Consider the following 24,930-nt stretch of genomic DNA (forward strand, 5'->3'; position numbering starts at 1 on the left):
TTATAGCACCTTGTAATTAAAGGAAGTAAATTTTGTGTAGAATAATGATAATTTAAAATATTTTGTATAAATTCCCTATATTTAGAATCCAACCTATTTAAATGTAAAAATATTGAAACCTTCTACTGATATTACCCGTATACCTTATAAATATCATTTTATAGGAGGTTATATTATGAGAGAAGCTTGGCATACGAACGAAGAGAAACTATACATAATCCCACAAAATTTACCCGCCGTTGAAATAGATAATTACAAGCAAATTGCCAAAAAAGGTACGTTTATTTGCCAATACTGCAAAGCAAAGTTATATGTAAAAAGCGGAGAAATTTTAGGGAATTTCTTTTCACATTTGCATGGGGAGAGTTGTGAAGCATCCAAACAAAGCGAAGCACGTTATAACAAGTATGAAAAGCAAAAGAAGAACGACACACCACGACAACCACATATAGTAGCTTTAATAAACGACGAATTAAATGTATTAGCAAAAGTTTATCCACACGTTACAGTCAACCCAGGATATCTAAACCAGGACTTTTCAAAACACATTCCAGACATCACTTTAAAAATTAATAATTATAAGTACGCAATTATAGTTGTCACTCACATTACTGCTTCTACAGATCAAGCTATTGCAAAATCCATTCAAAATCAAAAAAATTATTATGCATCATTAGGTTATGAACCACTATTTTTCATTGAGCGCAACCATCTGGGCATTGATATTGATGGACAATCACTTGTTCTATGGAAAACCGAACTACAGGCGTTAACAAGTCAAAAAGCGGATATTCATTGGAAGAATTTTTTAAAACAACTAGGGGAATTAGGGGACCTACAGGCAGTACTAAAGTTACCTAAAACAGACTTAAACGTGAAAAGTATAATGTATATTACGCCTGCTAATGAAGCCATTTCTATTGAAGCTTTCCATGTTTTAGAACACCCAAACACTTTACCACTTAAAGCACACTTCTTCTCAATGCCTTATAAACTAACATTTGCTCAAGCATTTAAAATAAACAATGAAAAACTTAGCCTAGCGGACCTAGACATCGAAATTAATAATCAATCAAAATACGCTGAACATTTTTTACAGGCAAAGGAAGCTTTTGAACGCCAACTTGAAGAAAAGGCTCTTTCAGCTAAGTTAGCGGCGGAAGAAAACAGAAAACAAGCTATCGAAAACCAGCAAACATTTTTAGAAAGATATAGTCAAAGTAACTATGTAAAATCAGATAAGGATAAAAAGCGTGAACTAGTAATGAAAGCCTTCCTTTCTAATAATTAAATGCAAAATTTATTTTTCCTCAATTGAAACCAAATCATATATCAAAAAGCGAAAAGGGTTGTCCTAACGGGTGACCCTTTTTGCTTTTTTCATTGCTAATTACAATACTATTTTACAACCTTCAAAAAGATTCTTTAGACCTATAAGAATTAAAAAGTTTAAAGATATAATGATTTGCAGATTTGAAACAATTCACTGCCATTTACATTTTCGAAAATAATCAAAAAAATGATCAAAGTTATTCGAATACTTAAAAAGCCATGGTAGAATACTTCAAATTTTAGTAGGACAAGCCTTTTTAGTCCTTCTAGGATTCAACAGCATCCTAGAAGGAAGGGTTGCTATTAATGCATTTTTTTAATCTTTAGGTACCTAGGCATGAAATTAGTAATAACGGAGGAAAATTCGATATGCAAAACAATCAGGAATGTAATGAATTCGAACAAAAAGAAAATCAAGAAGTAGAAGACGATTTTTCAGAACTAAAATTAGCTGAAGCTAAATTAGAACTAGATATTAAAAGTGAAAAAAAACATGCTAAGGAAAAGCCATCTAATGTTCAAAGCGACGGACAACAATCAAGTATTAAATTGTATGAAGAGTTGTATGAAGAGTTGTACGAAAGTATTAATAGCCTAGATGAGTATGGGTTTGAATGGCAACCACCCATAACATTTGAAGAATCAGCTCTAAAGCAATTTGACGTTAATATTTTTCCTAACACTTTAAAAAATATGGTTTTAGCAGTAAGTCGCTTTACACAGACCCCAGTAGATCTTGCTGCAATTTGTTTAATTGGTGTACTATCAACTGTTTTACAAAAAAAGTTTCACGTTGAACCAATCAAAGGATGGAAAGAACCTTTAAACACATACACAGCCGTGCTATTACAAGCATCAAATCGTAAGTCGGCTGTTTTTGGATTAATGATTGGACCTTTATTCGATTATGAATCGAATCTTATTAAATCGCATCAAGAAGTGCAGAAAAAGAATGAAAAACATCTATCTTTACTAAATAGGCGTATAGATAAACTTGAAAATGAATATGCAAAATCAGGTGACACTGAGCCACTAGACGATTTGGAAAATTTGTGGACCTTAAGAGAAAAATTAAAACCAAAGCCAGCTCCAACTCTCATTTTAGATAACTCAACTGAAGAAGTAATAGTATCTAGGATTTCCCAAAATTCTGAACGTATTGCGATTGCCTCTTCAGAAGGAGATTTATTTGAACGGTTAAAATCATCTATTAAATTTGAAGCAAGTAAACTAGATGTGTATTTAAAGGGTTATTCGGGTGACTACCTGCGAACTGACCGAATCTCAAGAGATACTGAACGAATAGAAGAACCTTTAGTAACAATTTGCATCTCAGCCCAGCCGACCGTTATTCAGGATATGCCTCAGAAAATCATTGATCGAGGCTTAATTCCTCGTTTTTTAATCTCTATGCCTGAAGATTTATTAGGTAAACGAGATGTGTACAATGCTAAACCAGTAGATTCAGAAACTAAATATTTATATAACAATTTAATTTCTAAACTACTAAATTTCGAAGATAAAGATTCTATTGCACTTGAACTTTCCTCGGAATCATACGATGTCCTGAAGAAATTTGAACACCATGTGGAGACATTATTTTTACCAGAACAGCTATATTGTGACTCTTTAAAAAGTTGGGGTGGGAAAATTATCGGTAATTTATTACGAATTACAGGTTTATTACATGTTGCTAAACACACCGACATTGCAAAGGACAAATCAGATATTCCTACAACAATTGAAGTAAAAACTTTAAAGGCAGCACTAAAGTTAAAGGAATATTTTGATTCCCAAATTATTAACGCTTATGGCATCATGTTTAGCAAAGAATCGAACGATATGGCTCAATATTTACTAGGTAAGTTAGAACTACTAACAGAAGAAAAGAAACAGCGTAAAGTTTCTAAGCAAGATTTATGGCAAAAGACAAAAAAGATTTTTACTACTGCCCCAACCTTTAACCTATCATTAAAAATTTTAGAAGAGCGCGGTTTTATCCAGTTTGACTTCGGTGGTAAATCAGGACGAAAAGAATTTATTATCTTATCACCTTTTGTAAACAAAGATAAAAAAACTTAACAGTAGCTATTCGAATATGAAAAAACGGCTGTTATTATATTTCCAGCTTTTAAACAACAAAGCTAGATTAGAGAAAGGTAGGAAATTCAATGCAACCACGTGAATTAGAAAATGAAGAATGGATGAATTTAAAAACCGCTGCTGAGTATTTAAATGTATCTTACAAAACGCTAATGTCTTTTCGTGCAAAGGGATTAGAGGTAGCAGAAATCGGTCGTATTCGACGTGTATCAAAATCAGCATTAGATGAATTTATGAAACAAAATAGCTTTTAAAACTAGGAATTTGAGGGGAATTACTTCGCAAAATTAATCTCTTCAATTAAATAAAATTCAATCGAGGAGGATATATAACATGCAAAATATTTCAAAAAAGTACCCACAAATTAAATCATATCAATTAAAGGATGGAACAACAGTATTTCGTTTTACCGTATACCTTGGCGTTGATCCTTTAACAGGTAAAGAAAAAATCGTAACTCGAAGTAAATTTAAAACTGTAAAACAAGCGGAGCGAGCAATTGAAAAGTTAAAATTTGAATTTAGTAACGGGCTAAATCCCTCAAATATGTTAAAGACGTTTAAAGATGCTTATGTATTTTGGGACGAAGCATATAAAGTATCAGGAATTACGATGAGTACTTACTCTAAAACAGAGGGTTATTTTAAAAATCATATTTTACCGTTCTTCGGCGAAAAGAAATTAGCAAAAATTAATGTCGCAATGTGCGAGCAATTTGCTATCGGACTTTCAAAAAAACTGAAGTATTTTCATCACATTATTAACTATGCTTCAGATGTTATGGAAACAGCGTTTCGTCTCGGAGATATTCATAAAAATCCTTTCAAGTTTGCACGAATTCCAAAGGAAGTACCTCATACTCAAAACGATAATTACATCGAAGTAGCAGATTTCAAAAAATTACTTCAAGTTTTACCCGAACTAGATTATAAAAAACAATGTTTATTACGTCTTCTTATGTATACAGGGATGCGTAAAGGCGAATTATTGGTTTTAACCTGGTCTGATGTAGATTTTGATAACGGACAACTTTCGATTCATTCAGCTTACTCCTTTTCAAAACATAACAGGGGTAAAAATGTTGGTCTTACCAAAGGGAAAATTAGTCATATTATTCCTTTAGACCCTACAACCTTAGAGATGTTGAAAACATGGGAAGAGTTACAATTTAGACAGTTGAAGCAATTGGGTCTACCTCGTAAATCGGATAACGAACAGATAATTTTCAATAACACAGTCAATAAATATTTAAAAACAAGTTCTCCAAATGACTATCTAACTGAAGCTATTGATAAAGCTAATATCAAGTATGTTACAGTTCATGGTTTACGCCATACCCACGTGACACACCTTCTTGAAGCCGAAGCAGACTTTTTTGGTATTAAGGATCGTGTAGGACATTCAAAAAAGGAGAATACGACTCATATGTTTTATTCGCATGCTACAAATAAAATAAAACAAAATACTTTACAATGTTTACTTGATTACTATAAAGAATTTGATATCAATTAATCAGGAGGAAAAACAGAAAAATGAAATTTAAAAGAAAATACCAGACTTAAAATGTGCGAAGAATACCTCACGAAGGAATTCACTTCATTCGATGACTTTTCACTCTTTACCTTCACATATCTAGTCGCATAAACATATAGTTATACGCAATAGAGCCTCAAAACTCTATTGCGTTTTTTGTTGTCTTACAATGTCTTATTTGCTAAAGCGTCGCCTATCACATAAACTGAAACTGTAGTACTAGTTACTACAACCTCTTTGTCTCCGTAAGCACGAAACAGGAGGAACATATGGTTAATATTAAAAGTTACAAACTAAAAACTAATGAAATCCGATATAAATTCCACATTTATATTGGCACAGATCCATTAACAGGCAAGGAAAAAACAACTACTCGTAGCGGCTTTAAAACAAAGAAAGAATCTAAAGAGGCTTATTATGAGTTGCAACAAGAAATTAAAAATGGTACTTTTGGAAAAGTTTCTAAAGACACGTATCAAGAGGTCTATGAATTATGGTTAGAACAATATGAAAATACAGTAGAGGATAGCACCCTATTAAAAACTAAACGTATTTTCAGCAATCACATTTTAACTTCCTTCGGATCATATCGAATTGCTAATATTGATGCCGCAATCTGCCAAAAGCATGTAAACCAATGGGCCAAAAAACTAAAGCGCTTCAAAATGGTGAAGAACTATGCAGCTCTTGTTATGAAGTACGCTATGAAACATGGCATCATTGATAATAACCCTTTTGAATTAATCGAAATGCCTATTATCAAAGCAAAAATTTCAATTGATGAGGACGATGAAGAGTTTGAAAATTTTTATTCGCGTGAGGAGCTTGTACAGTTCTTAACCCTTTTACAAGAAGACCCTAATATTAAAAAGCGAGCTGTTTTTCGTTTGCTCGCTTTCTCTGGAATGCGTAAAGGGGAAATTTTCGCTTTAAAATGGAAGGATATCGACTTTGATACTTTTGATGTTCGAATTACTAAAGCAGTGAAACGTGGCGAGAAAGGACTTTATCTTGGACCAACAAAAAATGGTAAACCTCGAACAATCAAAATTGATGAAGAAACCATTGAGATTTTAAAATTATGGCGAAGTGAGCAAGAAAAGATTTTTGCTGAGAAAGGGATTAACACTAATAAGAAGCTACAATTAGTGTTCTCTAATATTTACAACGTTCTTCAAGACCCTAATAAAACTGTACAATGGCTTTCAGACTTCCTTGTAAAACACAGTTTGGTGCATATTACGACACACGGACTACGTCACACACATTGCTCGTTGTTATTCGAAGCGGGTGCCTCGATTAAAGAAGTTCAGTATCGTTTAGGCCATAACGATGTGAAAACAACATTAGAAATTTATGCCCATGTTACGCGAAAAACGAAAGAAGGTACTATTAATAAATTTACAGCCTTTTTAAACAATGAATCCGATTAATTTCTAACAAAGGTTTAACAAAGGTTAATAAGGTTTTTAATAAGGATTCAATCCTATTCAGTACAACTCAAAGGCAATAAAAAAGCGCCATAAACGTTGATATATCAACATTTATGACACTCCATGAAATTCAGTAAATTTCACTGTATGGAGACGGCGGGAGTCGAACCCGCGTCCAAAGACTCCAATACTTCAGCTTCTACGCGTGTAGTTTGTCCATTTGCGATTCGCGTAGCATTATGCCGACAAACAGGCGTCCTGTACGCTAACCTGGAAATCTCTTGCCGGTGACTCAGGTGGCACCATCGACCGTATCCCACTAAAGTTGGGCCCTACGTACTCTACATGGGCGATAGAGAGGCAGAGCGCTTACGAGCTTACGCTGCGAAAGCTAAGTTTTGTTGTTTGCCAGTTATTATATAACTTCCGTTGATGACGGAGCCGAGACCTCCGACGCGCGACTAAAGCTTGAACCATCCCTGTCGAATCCGTAACGTCCCCTTGAATATGATGCGAGGCACGTGGCGTCGATCAAACAAAGAGCTAGAATTGCTTCTAGTACGGTTGAAGAGTAGTACTACGCTTCAATACATCTGGCATTAACAATTCATATTATAAAACAAACCAAGCTTTACTTCAAGTATAGTACCTTATTTACAGATTGATAGGTCCCCTTTCAATGCCAAAAAAGCATAGCAAATGAAAAACACCTTTTGAAAGTTATTAATCAAAAGGTGTTTAGGTTATCGTATATCCACACGAACTGGTTCATCAAAGTAAACATATTGTAATTCTGTTTGACCGTAAAGGATAAACGAATCTAGTTGAATCCCCTTATCGAATGTGATTGTTGTATACTGTTTTTCTTTATCTTTTCGGACACGGGATGTATCCCATGCTGGTTTATTATTCACTGTAATATGCCAGTCGTTAATCGTCGTTGCCTTTGCGTCTGACGAAATTTCAAGACGTTGGTTGGTTAAGAGCTTTACTTCATATACTGTATCTTTATAAGTAAAGGAGTAAGGTAATTGGTCCAAAGTTAGCGGATGTCGGACATTCGTCGGCAACTCAAACTTGGCTCCAGTAACAGCTATATAGCCGCCTTCTTTTACACTTGGATAGGCACTAATTGTTTCCGTATGAGCGTAACGATCATTTTGAATATTGACGTTATCTTCAGGCATCGAGCGTTGTAATTTTTGTCCATCAGCGTCAATAACGTCATATAATATTTGTGCATTATAGCCTGCATAAGCTTCTTTTTCTGCTAGCGGTAAATCAGATGTAAACTTTTCAACTTGTTGCTCTACAAATGTTGCCATGTCCTCCGTAAATTTTGTTTCAAATTTGAAGAGAGAGTTTTGTGGTCCATGTTGTGCACGGATAAAGTTTACGTCAACGCCGTCTTTTTCAAACGCAGAACGTAGCGTGACAGTCTCTGTTTGAGCTAACAATTCCTTGCGATCAATCGGTACTTCAAACGTCCACTGACCATCTACGTCATAAATGTGTTGATAGTTAAAAAGAAGTTTAAATTTATCATGTGTCACATTAAATAAGGGGAACTCAAATTTAATCTCATTCATTGATTGCTCTGCAGTATAACTAGCTATTTCACTTTTTCCGCTTGGTAGTACGAGTGCTACATCCCCCACGGTTGCTTCATTGAAGAAATTTTCATCACCATTGTAGCCAGATGTAGCTAGAGTCACTGTAATGTAAGCGTCTGTGAGCTTAACGTCTTTTACTTTTATCGTAATGGGTGTAGAACTAGTTGTTGGCTCCTGCTGCATAGTCGAGAATACTAGAAATAATAATGCCGCTGTGACGAATGCGACTGCTACAAAAGTTGCTCGCCAGTCTCGCTTTTTTGTAAGTGAAGTCTTTTTCTTTGGTAATTGATTCATCACTTGATTTGTAAATGAATCGTCAACATGTACTGGAGGAAACAGGGAGCTTATTAGCTGTTCGGTTGCAAGTTGTTCATCCAATAATGCAGAGCAGGTTGCGCATGATTGAATATGCTTGTCTATTTGCATCATTTTGTTATCTTCTATTCGTCCATCGATAAAATCGTGCATTTCTTCAGTTGATAAGCAGTTCATTATTAATCTCTCCCTTCAACATAGCGTTTCTTAGCCGTTTCTTTGTTCTATGCAGTCGGTTTCGTACTTCGGATATTGGAATATTAAGTGTCTCAGCGATTTCTTCGTAAGAGCAATTACTGGCATACTTGAGGACGAAAACTTGGTACGTTTTGTGTTCCAATGTTGCAAGCCATTGCTGAAGTAACGCGTTCTGTTCTTTTTTGATTATTAATACTTCAGGTGTTTCTAATGAGGGTGTTTCCTCAAGTGGTGTTGCATCTTCCTTATGCTTTCTTTTAAAATCAATCAGTTGATTAATCGCGATGCGAAAAAGCCAAGCCTTAAAAGAGCCACCTTTAAAATGAAGTAAGTTTTCATAGCATTTAATAAATGACTCTTGTGCAATATCTTTCGCCAATTCCTCGTCATTCGTTTGATATGTTAAATAGCTGACAAGTGGCTGCTTATATGTATCAACAATGATGCGAAAAGCTTGTTGATCCCCGGCAATGATTTTTTGTATCAGCTGCATATCCATGAGACCCCACCTCCTTACTTTAACAACGTAAAAACTTTTAAAAAATCTCAAGTAAATGGAAAATTTTTTTGTTCTTTAGGTGGGATTCTTTTGTTCCGCGGGTAAATCACATCTCTTCGCGGGTATTTCTCTTTGTTCCGCGGGTAAACAATCTTACTTCGCGGGTATTCTCCCTCGTTTCGCGGATAAACCTCCTCTCTTCGGGGTATTTTCCTTTATTCCGCGGGTAAATCACATCTCTTCGCGGGTATTTCTCTTTATTCCGCGGGTAAACAATCTTACTTCGCGGGTATTCTCCCTCGTTTCGCGGATAAACCTCCTCTCTTCGGGATATTTTCCTTTATTCCGCGGGTAAATCACATCTCTTCGCGGGTATTTCTCTTTATTCCGCGGGTAAACCACCTCTTTTCGCGGGTATTCTCCCTCGTTTCGCGGATAAACCTCCTCTCTTCGCGGGTATTTCCCACAATTCCGCGGGTAAACCACCTCACCCGCTTAAATACCCGCGAACATCATTGAAAAAAGCTCACCACAACAAGTGGTGAGCCTTCCTCTTAATCTATTAGTATTGATTTTTTGCTTTGAAGGTGCGTTCCATTTCGCGTTTTGCTTCTTTTTTGCGCATGTCGTCGCGTTTATCGTAGTCTTTTTTCCCTTTGCCGACGCCGATTAGCAGTTTGGCATAGCCGTCTTTAATGTACATTTTTAAAGGGATGATGGTGTAACCGTCGCGTTTGACTGCGCCGACTAGTTCGCCGATTTGCTTTTTATGTAGTAGCAATTTACGGGCGCGTAATGGGTCGTGGTTGAAACGGTTCCCTTGGTCGAATGGGCTAACGTGCATGTTGCTAATCCATGCTTCGCCGTTTGCAATTCGAACGTATGAGTCGCGCAATTGGACTTTGCCTGCACGAATAGCTTTAATTTCTGTGCCTGTTAGTACCATGCCCGCTTCAATTGTGTCTTCAATAAAGTAGTCATGTCCCGCTTTTTTGTTTTGTGCTAATACTTTCCCAGTACCTTTTGCCATTTAGTTCACCCTCTATTCAAAGGTTGAGCAGGGCTTAGCCTGCTCACGCTGGATTTTTTCATTATTTACGTTTTGTTTTTTTCTTTTTGCCTTTTTTGGCGATGCCTTCGTAGAACTTTTGTTTTTGTTTTACGCCTTTTTTCGGGCCAGGGCTTGAGCTATCTTTGCGTCGGCCACGTGGATCGCGATCGCTGCTGTCACCGCGTTCTCTGCGTTTTGATGAGTCGCCACGGCTTTGTTTCTCCTCGTCACGGCGACCTCTGCCACCGCCTGAACGATTGCTACGGCTACTGCGCCCATCTTTGTTGTCGCTATAGTTTTTACGTGCATGAATAACAGTAGGAGCTGCTTTTCTTGTTCTTCCATAAGAAGTTACCATTCCTACGATTTCAAAGTCAATTGATGACTCCTCGATAATGACGTTTGCAACACGTACTTTGACTTCATCACCGATGCGGAATTGGCGGTTTGTACGTTCACCAATCATCATCATTTGGCGATCATCGAAGCGATAGTAATCGTCGGTCATGTTGCTAATATGCACAAGTCCTTCAATCGTGTTTGGTAGCTCGATAAAGATACCGAAGTTTGTAACAGAAGACACAATACCTTCGAATTCTTCACCGATTTTATCAGACATATATTGTGCTTTTTTCAGCGAGTCTGTATCGCGTTCTGCATCAACTGCACGACGTTCGCGTTCAGATGTGTGGTCGGCAATTTCATCCATTGCCATTGCCCATTGTGCAAGCGTTTCTTTCGACGTATCTTTATTAATTAAGTACGTGCGAATTAAACGGTGGACAACTAAGTCAGGATAACGACGAATTGGTGATGTGAAATGGGTATAGAAATCTGTCGATAAACCGAAGTGACCAATGCTTTCTGGATAGTACTTCGCTTGTTGCATCGAGCGTAGTAACATCGTCGAAATAACTGGCTCCTCTGGCATGCCTTCAATGGCTGTTAACACATCTTGCAATGCTTTTGGATGCACTGTATTGCCTGTACCTTTAATTAAAATACCGAAGTTCGTGACGAATTCAAAGAAGCGTTGTAGTTTTTCTGGCTTTGGATCTTCGTGAATACGGTATAGGAACGGTACATTCATCCAGTGGAAATGTTCTGCCACTGTTTCGTTGGCAGCAAGCATGAAATCTTCAATTAACTTCTCTGCAACTGTTCGTTCACGTAGTTCAATATCGACTGGCCAGCCATCTTCATCGACGATTACTTTCGACTCTTTAAAGTCAAAGTCAATAGCACCACGTAGTTCACGTTTGCGACGTAAGATTTTCGATAGCTCTGCCATGTTTTTAAACATCGGTACAAGTGGCTCATAGCGAGCAATTAATGCTTCATCTTGTTCTTCTAGAATTTTATAAACATCTTTGTACGTCATACGCTCTGTCGTATTAATGACACTTTGGAAAATTTCATGCGCAATCACATTCCCATTGCCATCAATAATCATTTCACATGATAGCGTTAGTCGGTCTACTTGTGGATTTAATGAACAAATACCATTTGACAGTCGATGTGGAATCATTGGGATAACGCGGTCTGTTAAATAGACACTTGTCGCTCGGTCATATGCTTCAATATCAATTACAGAGCCTTGTGTTACATAGTAGCTGACATCTGCAATATGTACGCCAAGCTTGTAAGTACCGTCTACATTTTTTGTCACTGTTACCGCATCATCTAAATCTTTTGCATCTGCACCATCAATTGTAACGATGGTTTCATGGCGTAAATCACGACGACCTTCTAAATCGGCTGGTGAAATTTCATCTGGCACACGTTGTGCAGCTGCGATGACTTCTTCCGGAAACTCTGGTGGAATGTCATGTTTATACAGAATCGATAAAATATCGACACCTGGGTCATTTTTATGCCCTAAAATTTTTGTAATATAACCTGTTGCTGATTTTAAATCTTCTGGCCATGTGGCAATTTCCACGACAACTTTGTGACCATCAACCGCACCTAATGTATCGCCTTTTGCGATAAAGATGTCCATTGGTAGTTTTTTATCGTCCAATACGACGAAGCCAAAGCCTCTATTTGCTTGGAATGTGCCTACAAATGTTGTTTGTCCGCGTTCCACAACCTTTGTCACAGTGCCTTCACGGCGATCGCCAAAGGATTCCTTTAATACGCGAATTAGGACCGTGTCGCCATTGATGGCACCATTTACTTCGTGCGGTGGAATGAAAACATCATCCATCCCTTCAATATCCGGTGTCACAAAGCCAAATCCTTTTGCATGACCGATAAATTTACCACGGAGTAAATTCATACGCTCCGGTAAGCCATAGCGATTGGAGCGTGAGCGAACAACTAAGCCTTGCCCTTCCATTCGCACAAGTGTTTTGACAAGCTCCTTAAATTCTTCTGCATCTTCAAAGCCGAATTCGTCTTCAATTTCTCCAACGGTTAACGGTTTATATTCTTCTTCACCGAAAAAATCGAGTAAACGACTTTGTAGTGAATCTTTTTTGTCTGTCATACTATTCCCTCCCTCATATAAAAATCCTTATTCATTTTTAGTGTGCCCAATTTAGCCCTTCTAAAAAACGATAAATATCTTCATGTAGTTGATCTTTTTCTTGATCTAATGTAATGACATGTTTTGAGTTTTCATACCACTTGATATACTTTTCTAGTGATTCAGTTTGATTATATATAATGTTGGCAGATTCTGTCTCTATAACCTCATCATTTGTCGCTTGTACGACAAATATAGGGGCATAAATCATATCAATTTCTTTTCGAGTCTGCGCAATAAACTCACGAAGTTCTTGTAATGATGGCATCCCTTTGTCAGCAATTAACGCCACTTCTGCATCAATTTCCGCTTCAGTTTTACCTTCAAATTTTTTATAGTCTTTTGCATATTTTAAGACGCCTTCGAACATTATATCTGTTGTTCGCATGGTCATTGGTGCACACATTGTCACGATACCTTGTACAGGATTGTTGAGCGCTACATTTAAAGCCATCACACCGCCAAGTGATAAGCCTGCCACCGCAATTTCTTGATAGCCAGCATCTTGTAATTGTTGGTAGGCCGCTTTGACATCTTGCCACCAATCAGTTGGACCTGTTGTGATGAGTTCTTCAGGTTGCACACCGTGGCCTTTATAATGCGGCGCTAATGTAGTATACCCTTTTTTCTCTAAAAATCTACCAAGCATACGCACATCTGCCGAGCTACCTGTAAAGCCGTGTAATAATAACACAGCACGAGGGCCTGCTTGAAAGAAAAATGGCTGTGATAATGATTTATTCATTTGCAAGTTCTCCTTCACTGTAAAACATCTACACTCTATTATAGCCATATCCATGATACATTGGCTTATTTTAGTGCATATTTAGTATAATTCATACCTATTTATCTTCGTTTGTCTATGTACATAATATCAACATTACGCTTTGAACTAAAAGATAAAAGAAAACGCCCAACCATTCGAGGTTAGGCGGCATATCTTCAACTATTATAGTTTTGCAATCGCAACTGCTAAAATAAAGAATAAAATAGATAATACAATTGTTGTACGGTGAAGAATTAAATCCATACCACGTGCTTTTTGCTTGCCGAATAGTTGTTCAGCTCCACCCGAGATGGCACCTGACAAGCCTGCACTTTTACTAGATTGTAATAAGACTACGACAATCAATGCTAATGATACGATAATTAAAGCTACTAATACTGCTGTATGCATACACTGCACCTCCCGAACTTTGAAACATCACAACATACTATATTATAACAAATAAAGGTTCTCATGACAAACACAGAATATAGGGTGACAGGCACCGAAACAATTCAGAATTTTATAATACTAAAAAATCTCTATGTAAACTCCTGCGAGAATGCATGTCAGTGAAAGTCACACAATTTTAGCACTCGCCTAAAAAAAATTGCCTCTAAAAGCACATTCATGCTTTCGAGGCAATTTTCATTTTCATAAAGGAACGGCTAGTACTAGCGATTCACCTTATTTTAAGTTATAGAAAGAGTTTAAACCAAGGTATTCTGATGTTGCACCAAGTTGATCTTCGATGCGAAGAAGTTGGTTATATTTCGCAACACGGTCTGTACGAGATGGCGCACCTGTTTTGATTTGACCAGCATTTGTCGCAACTGCGATATCAGCGATTGTCGCATCTTCAGATTCACCAGAACGGTGAGAGATAACAGCTGTGTAACCAGCGCGTTTCGCCATTTCGATTGCTTCGAATGTTTCTGTTAATGTACCGATTTGGTTTACTTTGATTAAAATTGAGTTACCAACGCCTTGCTCAATACCAGCAGCTAATTTTTTCGTATTTGTGACGAATAAATCGTCTCCTACTAATTGAACGCGAGCGCCAATGCGATCTGTTAATAATTTATGACCAGCCCAGTCGTTTTCATCTAAGCCGTCTTCGATTGAGATGATTGGGTATTTAGCCGTTAACTGTTCATACCAGTCCACCATTTCTTCAGATGTTTTGACAACACCTTCACCATCTAAATGGTATTTGCCGTCTTCTTTATTAAATAATTCAGAAGAAGCAACGTCCATTGCTAATTTCACTTCTTCACCAGCTTTGTAGCCAGCTTTTTCGATAGCTTCAAGGATTACAGTGATTGCTTCTTCGTTCGAACCAAGGTTCGGTGCGAAACCACCTTCATCACCTACAGCTGTGTTGTAGCCTTTGTCTTTTAATACTGCTTTTAAGCTGTGGAAAATTTCAGCACCCATACGTAATGCATGACGGAAGTTTTCTGCGCCTACTGGCATTACCATGAATTCTTGGATGTCTACGTTGTTATCCGCATGCGCACCACCATTTAAGATGTTCATCATTGGTACTGGTAATTGTTTTGAGTTGAAACCGCCAAGATATTGATAAAGAGGTACATCTAAATAATCTGCTGCAGCATGTGCAACTGCCATTGATACACCTAGGATTGCGTTCGCACCTAGTTTACCTTTGTTTTCTGTGCCATCTAGCTCGATTAAAGCTTTGTCAATTACTACTTGGTCAAGAACTGAGAAATTACCTTCTAATTCTTGTGCAATAATTGTGTTGACATTTTCGACAGCTTTTAATACACCTTTGCCTAGGTAACGTGATTTGTCACCATCGCGTAATTCTACCGCTTCGTATTCACCTGTAGAGGCACCTGATGGCACGATTGCGCGACCGAAAGCACCTGATTCTGTAAATACTTCAACTTCTACTGTTGGGTTCCCACGTGAGTCTAAAACTTCGCGCGCATAAACTTGTGTAATAAATGGCATAACTAATTCTCCTCTTTTTCGATTAATGATTTCCCTGTCATTTCAATAGGTTGTGACACCTCTAATAATTCTAACATGGTTGGCGCCAAATCGGCTAAAATGCCACCATTTCTTAACATTAAATTTGGTTTTGTCACAATTACTGGAACAGGATTTGTTGTATGAGCTGTCATCGGTTCCCCTTCTAACGTAACAACCTCGTCAGAGTTACCGTGGTCAGCTGTAATAATAGCTGCACCGCCTTTTGCCAGCAGAGCATCTACTACTTTCCCAAGACATTCATCCACTGCTTCAATTGCTTTGATTGTTGGCTCTAACATGCCACTATGTCCCACCATATCGGGGTTGGCAAAGTTTAGAAGGATGCCATCAAATTTATCGGCTGCAATCTCTGCAAGCAATGCTTCTGTTACTTCGTATGCACTCATTTCAGGTTTTAAATCGTATGTTGCGACCTTTGGAGAAGCAATTAAAATACGTTCTTCACCAGCGAATTTCTCCTCACGACCACCACTCATAAAGAATGTAACATGTGGATACTTTTCTGTTTCTGCAATACGAAGCTGTGTTTTCCCATTAGAGGCTAACACTTCACCAATCGTATTTTTTAAGTTGTCATTTTCAAAAGCAACTTGCGCATTCACTTCATCACTATAATGAGTGAACGATACGAATTTTACATTTTGCGGGTGTTTTGCTGACAGCGCAAAACCGTCAAATGTTGGATTTGTAAATACTTTTGATAATTGAATCGCGCGGTCAGGTCGGAAATTAAAGAAAATAACCGCATCATTATCTGCAATTGTCGCAACTGCTTCACCATGTTCTTGCACACTAAATGGAATAACAAATTCATCTGTTACTTCACGCTCATAGGACTCCTTCACACCAGCAATTGCACTGTCCGCTGTTTGTCCTACACCATCCACCAGCACATTGTACGTCAATGCTACACGATCCCAACGCTTGTCACGGTCCATCGCATAATAGCGACCATGAATCGAAGCGAATTTACCAATGCCAATAGAAGCCATTTGTTTTTCAGTTTCTTCAATATAGTTGATTGCTGTCGTTGGACCTACATCACGACCATCTAAAAATGCATGTACAAATACTTCATCTACGCCTTGTTCCTTCGCTAGCTTTAACAGCGCAAACATATGCTCATAATGGCTGTGAACGCCACCATCTGATAGTAAACCCATTACATGTAGCTTCGACCTATGTGCTTTTACATGCGCTACAGCATCTAAAAATGCTTGGTTTTTAAAGAAGTCTCCTTCACGAATCGACTTATTTAAACGTGTTAAGCTTTGATAGACGATACGACCGGCACCAATATTTAAGTGCCCTACTTCAGAGTTCCCCATTTGACCGTCTGGCAACCCTACTGCTTCACCTGCCGCTGTTAATGTTGCATGTGGAAACTGATTCCAAAAACGATCGAAGTTTGGTTTCTTTGCTTGCGCAACTGCATTTCCGAATGTTTCATCACGAAATGCAAAACCATCTAAAATAATTAATGCTACTGGCTTTTTAGGCATTTGCTGCCGCCTCCAATAATTTTAAATATGATTCGGCTTGTAAGCTCGCACCACCGACTAACGCACCATCGATATGCTCTTTTGATAACAGTTCTTCAATATTATCAGGCTTTACGCTACCGCCGTATTGAATACGAACAGCCTGTGCTGTTGCGGTATCGTATAATTTTTCAACAACTGCACGAATAGCACCACATACTTGGTTGGCATCTTCTGCCGTTGCTGTTTTACCTGTGCCGATTGCCCAGATAGGCTCATAGGCAAGTACCATATGCTCCACATCCTGTGCGGCAAAACCGGCAAGGGCTGCTGTAATTTGACCAGCTACCTTTTGCTCTGTCGTGCCAGCCTCACGTTCTTGCAATGTTTCACCACAGCAAATAATTGGCACGATATTATGTGAAAGTGCTGCAGCCACCTTTTTGTTAATGGCTTCATCTGTTTCGTTATAATACTCACGTCGTTCAGAGTGACCTAAGATGACATAGTCCACAGCAACGCTGGCAAGCTGCGACGGGCTAATTTCGCCGGTAAACGCCCCTTCATTTTCGTAATGCATTGTTTGTGCGCCAATTGCTAATTCAGTTTCACTAGCAATTTGCACAAGCGTTGGTAGGAATAGTGCCGGTGCGCAAATAACTGCATCTACGTTGTCATTTGAAGGTAGTTTATCCTGCACAGCTTCGACAAACTGTATTGCCTCTTCAAATGTTTTATACATCTTCCAGTTACCTGCAATAATTGGTTTACGCATCGTTTATGCCTCCTATCTATTATGTTTGCTAAAAAGATTACTTAATAAACGCTATTATTTATCGTTTAATGCCACAATGCCAGGAAGCTCTTTGCCTTCCATTAATTCAAGTGAAGCACCGCCACCTGTCGAAATGTGATCCATCTTATCAGCTACTTCGAATTTTTCTACTGCTGCTGCAGAATCTCCGCCACCGATTACCGTGTAACCAGCAGTTGTTGCCATTGCCTCTGCTACAGTTTTCGTACCATTTGCGAATGGTTCCATTTCAAATACGCCCATTGGTCCATTCCAAATGATTAACTTCGATTTTTTAATCACCTCTGCATAATGCGCAGCTGTTTTCGGTCCAATATCAAGACCCATCCAATCAGCAGGAATAGCATCAACATCGACAATTTTTGTCTCTGCATCTTTCGAAAATTCATTTGCTACTACCGCATCAATTGGCATATGTAACTGCACGCCTTTTGCCTGTGCTTTTTCAATGAAAGATTTTGCTAGTTCAATTTTATCTTCTTCTAATAAAGATTTACCGATATCATGACCTTGCGCTTTAATGAAGGTAAATGATAGTCCCCCACCAATAATTAAATGATCGACCTTTTCAAGTAAGCTCTCAATCACACCGATTTTATCTTTCACTTTTGCGCCACCAATAATGGCTGTGAAAGGACGCTCTGGGTTTGATAATGCTTTACCTAGCACATCTAATTCCTTTTGCATAAGGAAACCTGATACAGCAGGAACATGCTTAGCAATGCCTTCTGTTGATGCATGTGCACGGTGAGCAGCACCGAATGCATCGTTCACATAGACGTCCGCAATTTTAGCAAATTGTTCCGCTAATGCAGGATCATTTTTCTCTTCACCCGCATGGAAGCGTACATTTTCAAGCAGAACGATATCGCCGTTTTGCATGTTCGCGACAGTTGCTTCTACGTCTTGACCGATGGACTCGTCTAATTTAGTGACAGGCTTGCCAATGATTTCAGCTAGGCGAATACCGACTGCTGTTAAACGCATATCTTCTTTTACTTCACCTTTAGGACGACCTAAATGAGATGCTAAAATCACCTTTGCCCCTTGTTCGACTAAATAGTCAATCGTAGGAATGGCTGCACGAATACGCGTTTCGTCTGTGATGACCCCATCTGCCATTGGTACATTAAAATCAACACGTACGAAGACGCGCTTACCTTTTACATCAATATCTTTCATTGTTTTCTTATTTAACATGAAGAAACCCCCTTCAAAGTTTGTAGTACGGACATAATAAAATGTGCTTCACCCATCTTGGCTATTCACATTTTGAATTGGCGAATAACAGTTTTGGTAACAAGATTTTTGGACTATGCTTGTAAAATTCCTTTGCTTATCGAATGGCAAAATGTCCAAGCAAGTGAAAGTATACCTTTACCAATTTTAATAGTAGCAAAAGTACCGTTTGATGTCTTGCACAAGCCAATCAAACATCTCCTATATCTGTGTACGTTATAACAAGCCATGCGCTAAATATATTTATTAAAAAAAGGAGTAAGGGTACATCCCTTACTCCTTTTACCCTTGTATATTATATCTTTTCGATATTATAAAGGCTATACTATTTTTGCGTAAAAAGCGGTATTATGTCACACTTTTTACTTCAAATTGCGAATTATGACACTTATTTATGATTTAACCCTTGTTGAGCAATGTATAATGCAAGATCCATTAAACGAGTAGAGTAACCAATTTCGTTATCGTACCAAGCAAGAACTTTCACCATACTATTTTCTAAAACCATTGTAGAAAGGCCATCTACTGTTGAAGAATGATGATTACCATTGTAATCAATTGATACTAATGGTAGTTCATTGTAGCCTAAAATACCTTTTAGCTCATTTTCTGAAGCTTCTTTTAAAGCGGCATTAATAGACTCTTTTGTAACATCTGCTTTTAGTTCTACCACTAAATCCACACATGATACATTCGGTGTTGGAACACGCATAGAAAATCCATCTAGTTTACCTTTTAATTGAGGTAATACTTTAGAAACCGCTACTGCTGCACCTGTCGTTGTTGGAATCATTGACACTGCCCCTGCACGCGCACGACGCGGATCAGAGTGCGGGAAGTCCAGGATACGTTGGTCGTTTGTATAAGAATGGATTGTTGTCATCATACCGCGTTCAATGCCAAATTTTTCATCCAAAATTTTGGCTACTGGTGCAAGACAGTTTGTTGTACAAGATGCATTTGAAATGACATCGTCTGTTTTTGGATTGTAATCCTCATGATTCACACCCATTACGAATGTCGGCATATCTCCTTTAGCTGGTGCAGATAAAATGGCTTTTTTAGCACCTGCTTCAATATGCTTCCCTACATCTTCCATTGAACGGAATCGACCTGTACATTCAAGCACAACATCTACACCAAGCTCGCCCCAAGGCAATTGCGCTGGATCTTTTTCAGCATATACTTTAACCGTTTTTCCATTCACGACGAAAGAATCTTTATCTGCATTTACATCAGCATCATAGATACCATGTACAGAATCGTATTTTAATAAGTGTGCAAGCTGACTAGCATCTGTTAAGTCATTCACTGCAACTACTTCAAATTCATCATGCTTCATTGCTTCACGAAATACTAAACGACCAATACGTCCAAATCCATTAATTGCTAACTTTAATGCCATTGTCAATTCCTCCAATAATGTTTTCATTGATTTATTTTTACAGTAAACGTTCAGCGATTGCCTTTGCTGCAGCTTCATCAGTTATAAAAATCGTCTGCTTCGGTGCTACCTTAAAGTAAGATAGCATGGCATTCACCTTTTGTTTGCCTGCTGCCACCGCAATAATATGCTTACATTTTTCAACTTGTTCAAGTTGAATACCAATCGTGCGAATACGATGCACAATTTGTCCTTCGGCATTAAAATAATAGCCGAATGCTTCACTAACAGCACCTTTTTCTTCGAGAATACGTAAATCTTCGGCGGATGTATTACGACGAATCGCCATTTCTTCAGCAGAGCCGATGCCATGAATAACGCAGTCAGCACGGTCATAGTAAGCCATTATTTCTGTTACCATAGGCTCTGTTAACATGGCTTGATAAGCCTGTTCACTTAAATGCTCTGGTAAAAATAATGTACGGTGCTGGGCATCCATTTGCATAGCGAACGTAGCAACAAGTGTATTGGCCTGCATGTGCATTTCATGACCAATACCACCACGAGCAGCAACAAATGTAATGTTTTGCTGATGATCGACTGGTTGTAAAAACTGCGCTAAGGAGGCAACTGATTTCCCTCCAGTAACAGCTACTACTTGCTCATTGGCAATAGTCGAAAGAAATTGCTGTGCCGCTTCTTTTCCGAGCAATGTTAAAACGGTTTCGTCATCGTTGTAATCACCTGGAACAACGAGCACATGTTGCAACCCTAATTGTTGTTCGAGCGCTTTGCCTAGTTGAGTAAGACCCGACCATTCATACACTAATGCTCTTAGCTGTTCAATCACTAATTCGCCATCACTCGTACATACCATACCCGACTTTTTGGAATCTAATAACCCTTGCTCACGTAAAATATCTGTTTCTTTACGGATTTCACGTTCTGTCATTTTTAGGGACTCTGCAAGCGTTCGTCTGCCAATTGGTTGCATCAGCTGTACCGATTGTAGAATACGATATCTCGATTGTAGAAGCGGATTCATTTCCGGAAGTAGTCTTCGCTGTGCCTCAGGTACAGTTAACATATCTATCTACTCCCTTTCACTTACAGTGGGTCGTTTTTTAACCCACTATACTAAATAATGTCCCACTTACAATTTAATTATAATATGCTTTATAAAAAAGAGCAAGTAATTAATGGTATGTGTTGCTAGTACAACCTTTATACATAGCGAAACCCATTATTAGGAAAGTAAAAATGCCACGCTGTCTGTTTTGTTGGCAAAAAAAATCTCGCAATCATCCATTATGATTGCGAGATGGCTTGGTTCTTATTTAGTGAAAGATAATACTGCGTTTTTCTTGAAGCCTGCTAAAGCTTTTGTAGCTTCCGTTTTGTTTGTGTATTCAAAAATACGAACGTCCTTTTGTTCAAATACTGTAATAACCCACATAGTCAAATCTCCCTTTAAGTTTATTTTTGTAATATAACAACCACGTAAAAATGCGGTACTTTTTCTAAACTGTTTTATAACAACCTTTACTTGATTCTTATTCTACTCCTATTTTTTAAAAAAGAAAGCTTTGTGTGAAGGTCTTCACAAACTGTTCATATTCATAACGCTTTCATTGAACAATTTGTGAATAACATGCATTTTCAGGTTTAAAATAAAAAATTCGTTATTCTCTCGACTAGAGAATAACGAATTTTTTCGCTTTATTTATAACCTTTTACCTCATTCGATTTTACTCCATTTAGTAAATGATAATTTTGTTGGCTAAATATCTATGCTCTTCTCACGTAATGGCTCTTTGATTTGTCACAAACGTTCCATTAATGTTACATAATCTAAATTGCCATACTGTATAACTTCTCCATCCTTTTCCACTACCGGTATCATCAGCATATATTTTTCATGTATCGCTTCATCGGTTTCAATATCGATTATATCAATGGTAAAACCTAACTCTTCTTGAACAAGCTTTAATGTGCGCAATCCTTCCACACAAAGCTCACACTGGGAACGACTAAAAAATTTCACGTCCATTTTACCAACCCCTTTACTTTATGGTGCCAGGCACGCAAACAATTCGCAAACAATTTCGATTTACTTGTGATTTTGGCGTAACTATTTATCTTTATTTTAAATGAAAAAAGACTGTGCAAGGTAATTTTTGCACAGTCTCATCGTTTGTTATTTTTTTAAATGGCTGTCGAAGAATTTAACCATTGCATTATAGAATTCAATGCGGTTTTCTTCGTTTTGGAAGCCATGCCCTTCATTTTCTTTCAGCATGTACTCTACTTCCACACCTCTAGCACGCAATGCTTCTACGATTTGATCAGATTCTGCCTGATTAACTCGTGGATCGTTTGCACCTTGCGCAACAAATAATGGTGTTTTAATTTTATCAACATGGAAGACAGGAGAAGCTTCTGTTAATAGCTCTTTATCTGTCTCTGGATGCCCTACACGCTCATAGAACATGTTACGCATTGTTTCCCAATAAGGTGGGATTGTATCAAGCAATGTGAAGATATTTGATACACCAACATAGTCAACTGCCGCAGCATATAAATCAGGTGTCTTTGTAATACCAGCTAATGTAGCATAGCCACCGAATGATGCACCATAAATACCGATGCGCTCAGGGTCCGCGATGCCTTGATCGATTGCCCATTGCACGCCATCTGTAATATCATCTTGAATTTTTAGACCCCATTGCTTATTACCAGCTTGTAAAAATTCTTTTCCGTATCCAGTTGAAGAGCGGAAATTCACTTGTAGCACAGCATATCCTCGGTTTGCAAGAAGCTGTACTTCTGGGTTAAAGCCCCACATATCACGTGCCCATGGACCGCCGTGTGGATTTACGATAAGCGGTAAGTCTTTTGCTTCTTTGTTTTTCGGTAATGTTAAATAACCGTTAATTGTCAGTCCATCTCGGCTCTTATACGAAATTGGATGCATTTCAGCAAGTTCTTCTGACTTTAACCAAGGACTTAATGTTGCTAGTTCTGTCATTTCATCTGTTGTTGAGTCATAGTAATAATATTTGCCGTACACAGTGTCACTTGACACGCTGACGATAAACTTAGTCATTTCTTTATTGTAGTCATTGATACCTAGTTCGCTTTCTTCAACACCTAGTTTGTTTTGAATTTTGCGGAATAGTTTTTCAAAATCTTCATCAAAGAATTGGTAATGTGCTTTATCAGTCATATAAGCACCGTATAAAATTTTATCTTTTTCACTATTATATAATACGCCTGCAACGTCTACTTCATCGTTCGACATAATCACTTCTTCTTTACCTTCAAGATCGTATTTCACTGCTTGTACTTTATCTCGACCTTTATTTGAAGTTGCGTAAATATATTTATTATCTTTAGAGAAGGCAAGTGGATTTACTTCATCTCCTGCCGCCATTTCAATAAATGGTTTGAATTCATCTTTTTCTGTTTCTCGGTATAAAATTGTACCTTCTACACCATCTGAAACGACAGCGATACGAATATTGCCATCACGGTCCGCTACCCAATTCGATACGTTCCCAGGATTTTTTGCAACATGTTTTGTTTCGCCTGTTTTGACATTAAGCTTGTACACATCGAAAACTTTCGCATCTTCTTTGTTCATCATAATTAATATTTCATCTTTAACACCTTGTAAATTACTTAATACGCCTACAGTTACCCCAGGATAAGGTGTTAAATCTTTTTCTTCTTTCCCATTAAATGAAGATGAATAGATATGGAAGTTCTCATCGCCGCCTTTATCTTTGGCATAAAGCAATGTATCGTCTTTCCAGAAGAATCCTGAAATATCACGATCTTTTGAACTTGATACACGAACAGGTTCACTATCGTCATTCATTTTCTTTACAAATACATTCGAACGAGATTCCCATGCTGAAGCAAATGTAATGTAATTACCATCTGGCGACAATTGGTAACCGAAGTTTCCTGGATTTTTCATAAAATCCTCTACAGAAATTTCTTTTACCCCTTCGTTATTCGTTCCGTTTTTGATCGTCTTAAAAGTTGAAAAGATTTTAGTAGCATCTTGTTTTGAAATGGTTTCACTATTTTCAGAGATACCTTTAAATAAGCCTAGCTTATTCGCTTTTTCCAAATAATCTGCTAATGATGCTTCTTTTTCCTCTTTATCAAGAGCTCTTACTAAAATTCGAGCAACTTCATCACGTTTAATGGCCGTACTTAAATTTTGTAATTCTCCCTCTTTAACCCACTTATCCATGATTTCTTGACGCATTGCCTCTGACCCATGTTGGAATGTTAAAGAAGTCACAGCCAATTCAAGAAATTCTTTTGCTGTTAGGCGCTCTTCTTGTGCAACAATCACATTGCTCGTTTCATTTGCAGCTCGTACTTCCTGAATGGAAACAGGATAGACAACAGAAGCTGTTAAAATGACCGCTAAAGATGCTGACAAAAATCTTTTTTTCAAAATGATTCCTCCTTATATCAGTGTGCGTTATATCGTTAGTCGATACAAAGAAATTATAACAAATCTAGTTTTTTTGTCAATAAATGATAAAACTTATTTAATTATCCTCTTTATCCAAATTAAAAAGACTCTATGGAAGA

General features: G+C 37.8%; 20 protein-coding genes and 1 other RNA gene. 5 read left to right on the plus strand and 16 right to left on the minus strand.

Annotated elements, in window-relative coordinates:
• Positions 1 to 175: 175 nt before the first annotated feature.
• The 5 genes from MHH88_RS18160 (at position 176) to MHH88_RS18180 (ending at position 6,401) form a co-directional block, all read left to right on the plus strand.
• Positions 176 to 1,291 carry a competence protein CoiA family protein gene (locus tag MHH88_RS18160; protein WP_339259844.1) on the plus strand — a complete coding sequence of 372 codons (1,116 nt, stop codon included), beginning with the start codon at positions 176 to 178 and terminating at the stop codon, positions 1,289 to 1,291.
• 410 nt (positions 1,292 to 1,701) lie between these two features.
• Positions 1,702 to 3,414 carry a YfjI family protein gene (locus tag MHH88_RS18165; protein ID WP_339259846.1) on the plus strand — a complete coding sequence of 571 codons (1,713 nt, stop codon included), beginning with the start codon at positions 1,702 to 1,704 and terminating at the stop codon, positions 3,412 to 3,414.
• Positions 3,415 to 3,503: 89 nt separating this feature from the next.
• On the plus strand, positions 3,504 to 3,689 hold the full coding sequence (locus MHH88_RS18170; protein ID WP_258860346.1) for a helix-turn-helix domain-containing protein: 186 nt from the start codon (positions 3,504 to 3,506) through the stop codon (positions 3,687 to 3,689).
• Between the two features lie 79 nt (positions 3,690 to 3,768).
• A complete protein-coding gene (locus MHH88_RS18175; protein WP_339259848.1) occupies positions 3,769 to 4,947 on the plus strand; it encodes a tyrosine-type recombinase/integrase in 1,179 nt (392 codons plus the stop codon).
• Between the two features lie 290 nt (positions 4,948 to 5,237).
• Positions 5,238 to 6,401, plus strand: coding sequence for a site-specific integrase (locus MHH88_RS18180; protein ID WP_339259850.1), 1,164 nt, complete (start codon positions 5,238 to 5,240; stop codon positions 6,399 to 6,401).
• 145 nt (positions 6,402 to 6,546) lie between these two features.
• Here the strand turns inward: MHH88_RS18180 and ssrA are convergent.
• The 16 genes from ssrA to MHH88_RS18260 form a co-directional block, all read right to left on the minus strand.
• Positions 6,547 to 6,902, minus strand: a transfer-messenger RNA (tmRNA) gene (gene ssrA, locus MHH88_RS18185).
• 242 nt (positions 6,903 to 7,144) lie between these two features.
• A complete protein-coding gene (locus MHH88_RS18190; RefSeq protein ID WP_339259852.1) occupies positions 7,145 to 8,509 on the minus strand; it encodes a hypothetical protein in 1,365 nt (454 codons plus the stop codon).
• Complete coding sequence (locus MHH88_RS18195) at positions 8,490 to 9,029, minus strand: RNA polymerase sigma factor (RefSeq protein ID WP_339259854.1); 540 nt, start codon at positions 9,027 to 9,029, stop codon at positions 8,490 to 8,492. Before MHH88_RS18195 ends, MHH88_RS18190 begins: the two co-directional genes overlap by 20 nt.
• Positions 9,030 to 9,591: 562 nt before the next feature.
• Positions 9,592 to 10,059, minus strand: a complete 468-nt coding sequence (gene smpB, locus MHH88_RS18200; RefSeq protein ID WP_339259856.1) for an SsrA-binding protein SmpB — start codon at positions 10,057 to 10,059, stop codon at positions 9,592 to 9,594.
• Positions 10,060 to 10,120: 61 nt separating this feature from the next.
• Positions 10,121 to 12,571 (minus strand): ribonuclease R, encoded by a 2,451-nt coding sequence (gene rnr / locus MHH88_RS18205; protein WP_339259858.1) that lies wholly within the window; start codon positions 12,569 to 12,571, stop codon positions 10,121 to 10,123.
• A gap of 37 nt (positions 12,572 to 12,608) precedes the next feature.
• Positions 12,609 to 13,355: a carboxylesterase gene (locus MHH88_RS18210; protein ID WP_339259860.1), complete on the minus strand. Its 747-nt coding sequence runs from the start codon at positions 13,353 to 13,355 to the stop codon at positions 12,609 to 12,611.
• A gap of 204 nt (positions 13,356 to 13,559) precedes the next feature.
• The gene (gene secG, locus MHH88_RS18215; protein ID WP_024363917.1) at positions 13,560 to 13,787 is read right to left on the minus strand and encodes a preprotein translocase subunit SecG; all 228 of its coding nucleotides are present in this window, start codon (positions 13,785 to 13,787) and stop codon (positions 13,560 to 13,562) included.
• Positions 13,788 to 14,063: 276 nt separating this feature from the next.
• On the minus strand, positions 14,064 to 15,356 hold the full coding sequence (gene eno, locus MHH88_RS18220) for a phosphopyruvate hydratase (protein WP_024363916.1): 1,293 nt from the start codon (positions 15,354 to 15,356) through the stop codon (positions 14,064 to 14,066).
• Between the two features lie 2 nt (positions 15,357 to 15,358).
• On the minus strand, positions 15,359 to 16,900 hold the full coding sequence (gene gpmI, locus MHH88_RS18225; RefSeq protein WP_339259863.1) for a 2,3-bisphosphoglycerate-independent phosphoglycerate mutase: 1,542 nt from the start codon (positions 16,898 to 16,900) through the stop codon (positions 15,359 to 15,361).
• A complete protein-coding gene (tpiA, locus tag MHH88_RS18230) occupies positions 16,893 to 17,654 on the minus strand; it encodes a triose-phosphate isomerase (protein WP_339259865.1) in 762 nt (253 codons plus the stop codon). Before tpiA ends, gpmI begins: the two co-directional genes overlap by 8 nt.
• 54 nt (positions 17,655 to 17,708) lie before the next feature.
• The gene (locus MHH88_RS18235) at positions 17,709 to 18,893 is read right to left on the minus strand and encodes a phosphoglycerate kinase (protein WP_069514501.1); all 1,185 of its coding nucleotides are present in this window, start codon (positions 18,891 to 18,893) and stop codon (positions 17,709 to 17,711) included.
• A gap of 427 nt (positions 18,894 to 19,320) precedes the next feature.
• Positions 19,321 to 20,337 (minus strand): type I glyceraldehyde-3-phosphate dehydrogenase, encoded by a 1,017-nt coding sequence (gene gap, locus MHH88_RS18240; RefSeq protein ID WP_339259868.1) that lies wholly within the window; start codon positions 20,335 to 20,337, stop codon positions 19,321 to 19,323.
• Between the two features lie 37 nt (positions 20,338 to 20,374).
• A complete protein-coding gene (locus MHH88_RS18245) occupies positions 20,375 to 21,403 on the minus strand; it encodes a sugar-binding domain-containing protein (protein ID WP_339259870.1) in 1,029 nt (342 codons plus the stop codon).
• Between the two features lie 246 nt (positions 21,404 to 21,649).
• Positions 21,650 to 21,772, minus strand: a complete 123-nt coding sequence (locus tag MHH88_RS18250) for a hypothetical protein (protein ID WP_255313811.1) — start codon at positions 21,770 to 21,772, stop codon at positions 21,650 to 21,652.
• 366 nt (positions 21,773 to 22,138) lie between these two features.
• A complete protein-coding gene (locus tag MHH88_RS18255) occupies positions 22,139 to 22,366 on the minus strand; it encodes a glutaredoxin family protein (RefSeq protein ID WP_339259874.1) in 228 nt (75 codons plus the stop codon).
• Positions 22,367 to 22,513: 147 nt separating this feature from the next.
• Positions 22,514 to 24,790: a S9 family peptidase gene (locus MHH88_RS18260; protein WP_339259875.1), complete on the minus strand. Its 2,277-nt coding sequence runs from the start codon at positions 24,788 to 24,790 to the stop codon at positions 22,514 to 22,516.
• Positions 24,791 to 24,930: the final 140 nt, after the last annotated feature.

Origin of the sequence: Lysinibacillus sp. FSL K6-3209 (genome assembly GCF_037976175.1) — a bacterium.
In the GTDB taxonomy this organism is placed as follows: domain Bacteria; phylum Bacillota; class Bacilli; order Bacillales_A; family Planococcaceae; genus Lysinibacillus; species Lysinibacillus sphaericus_D.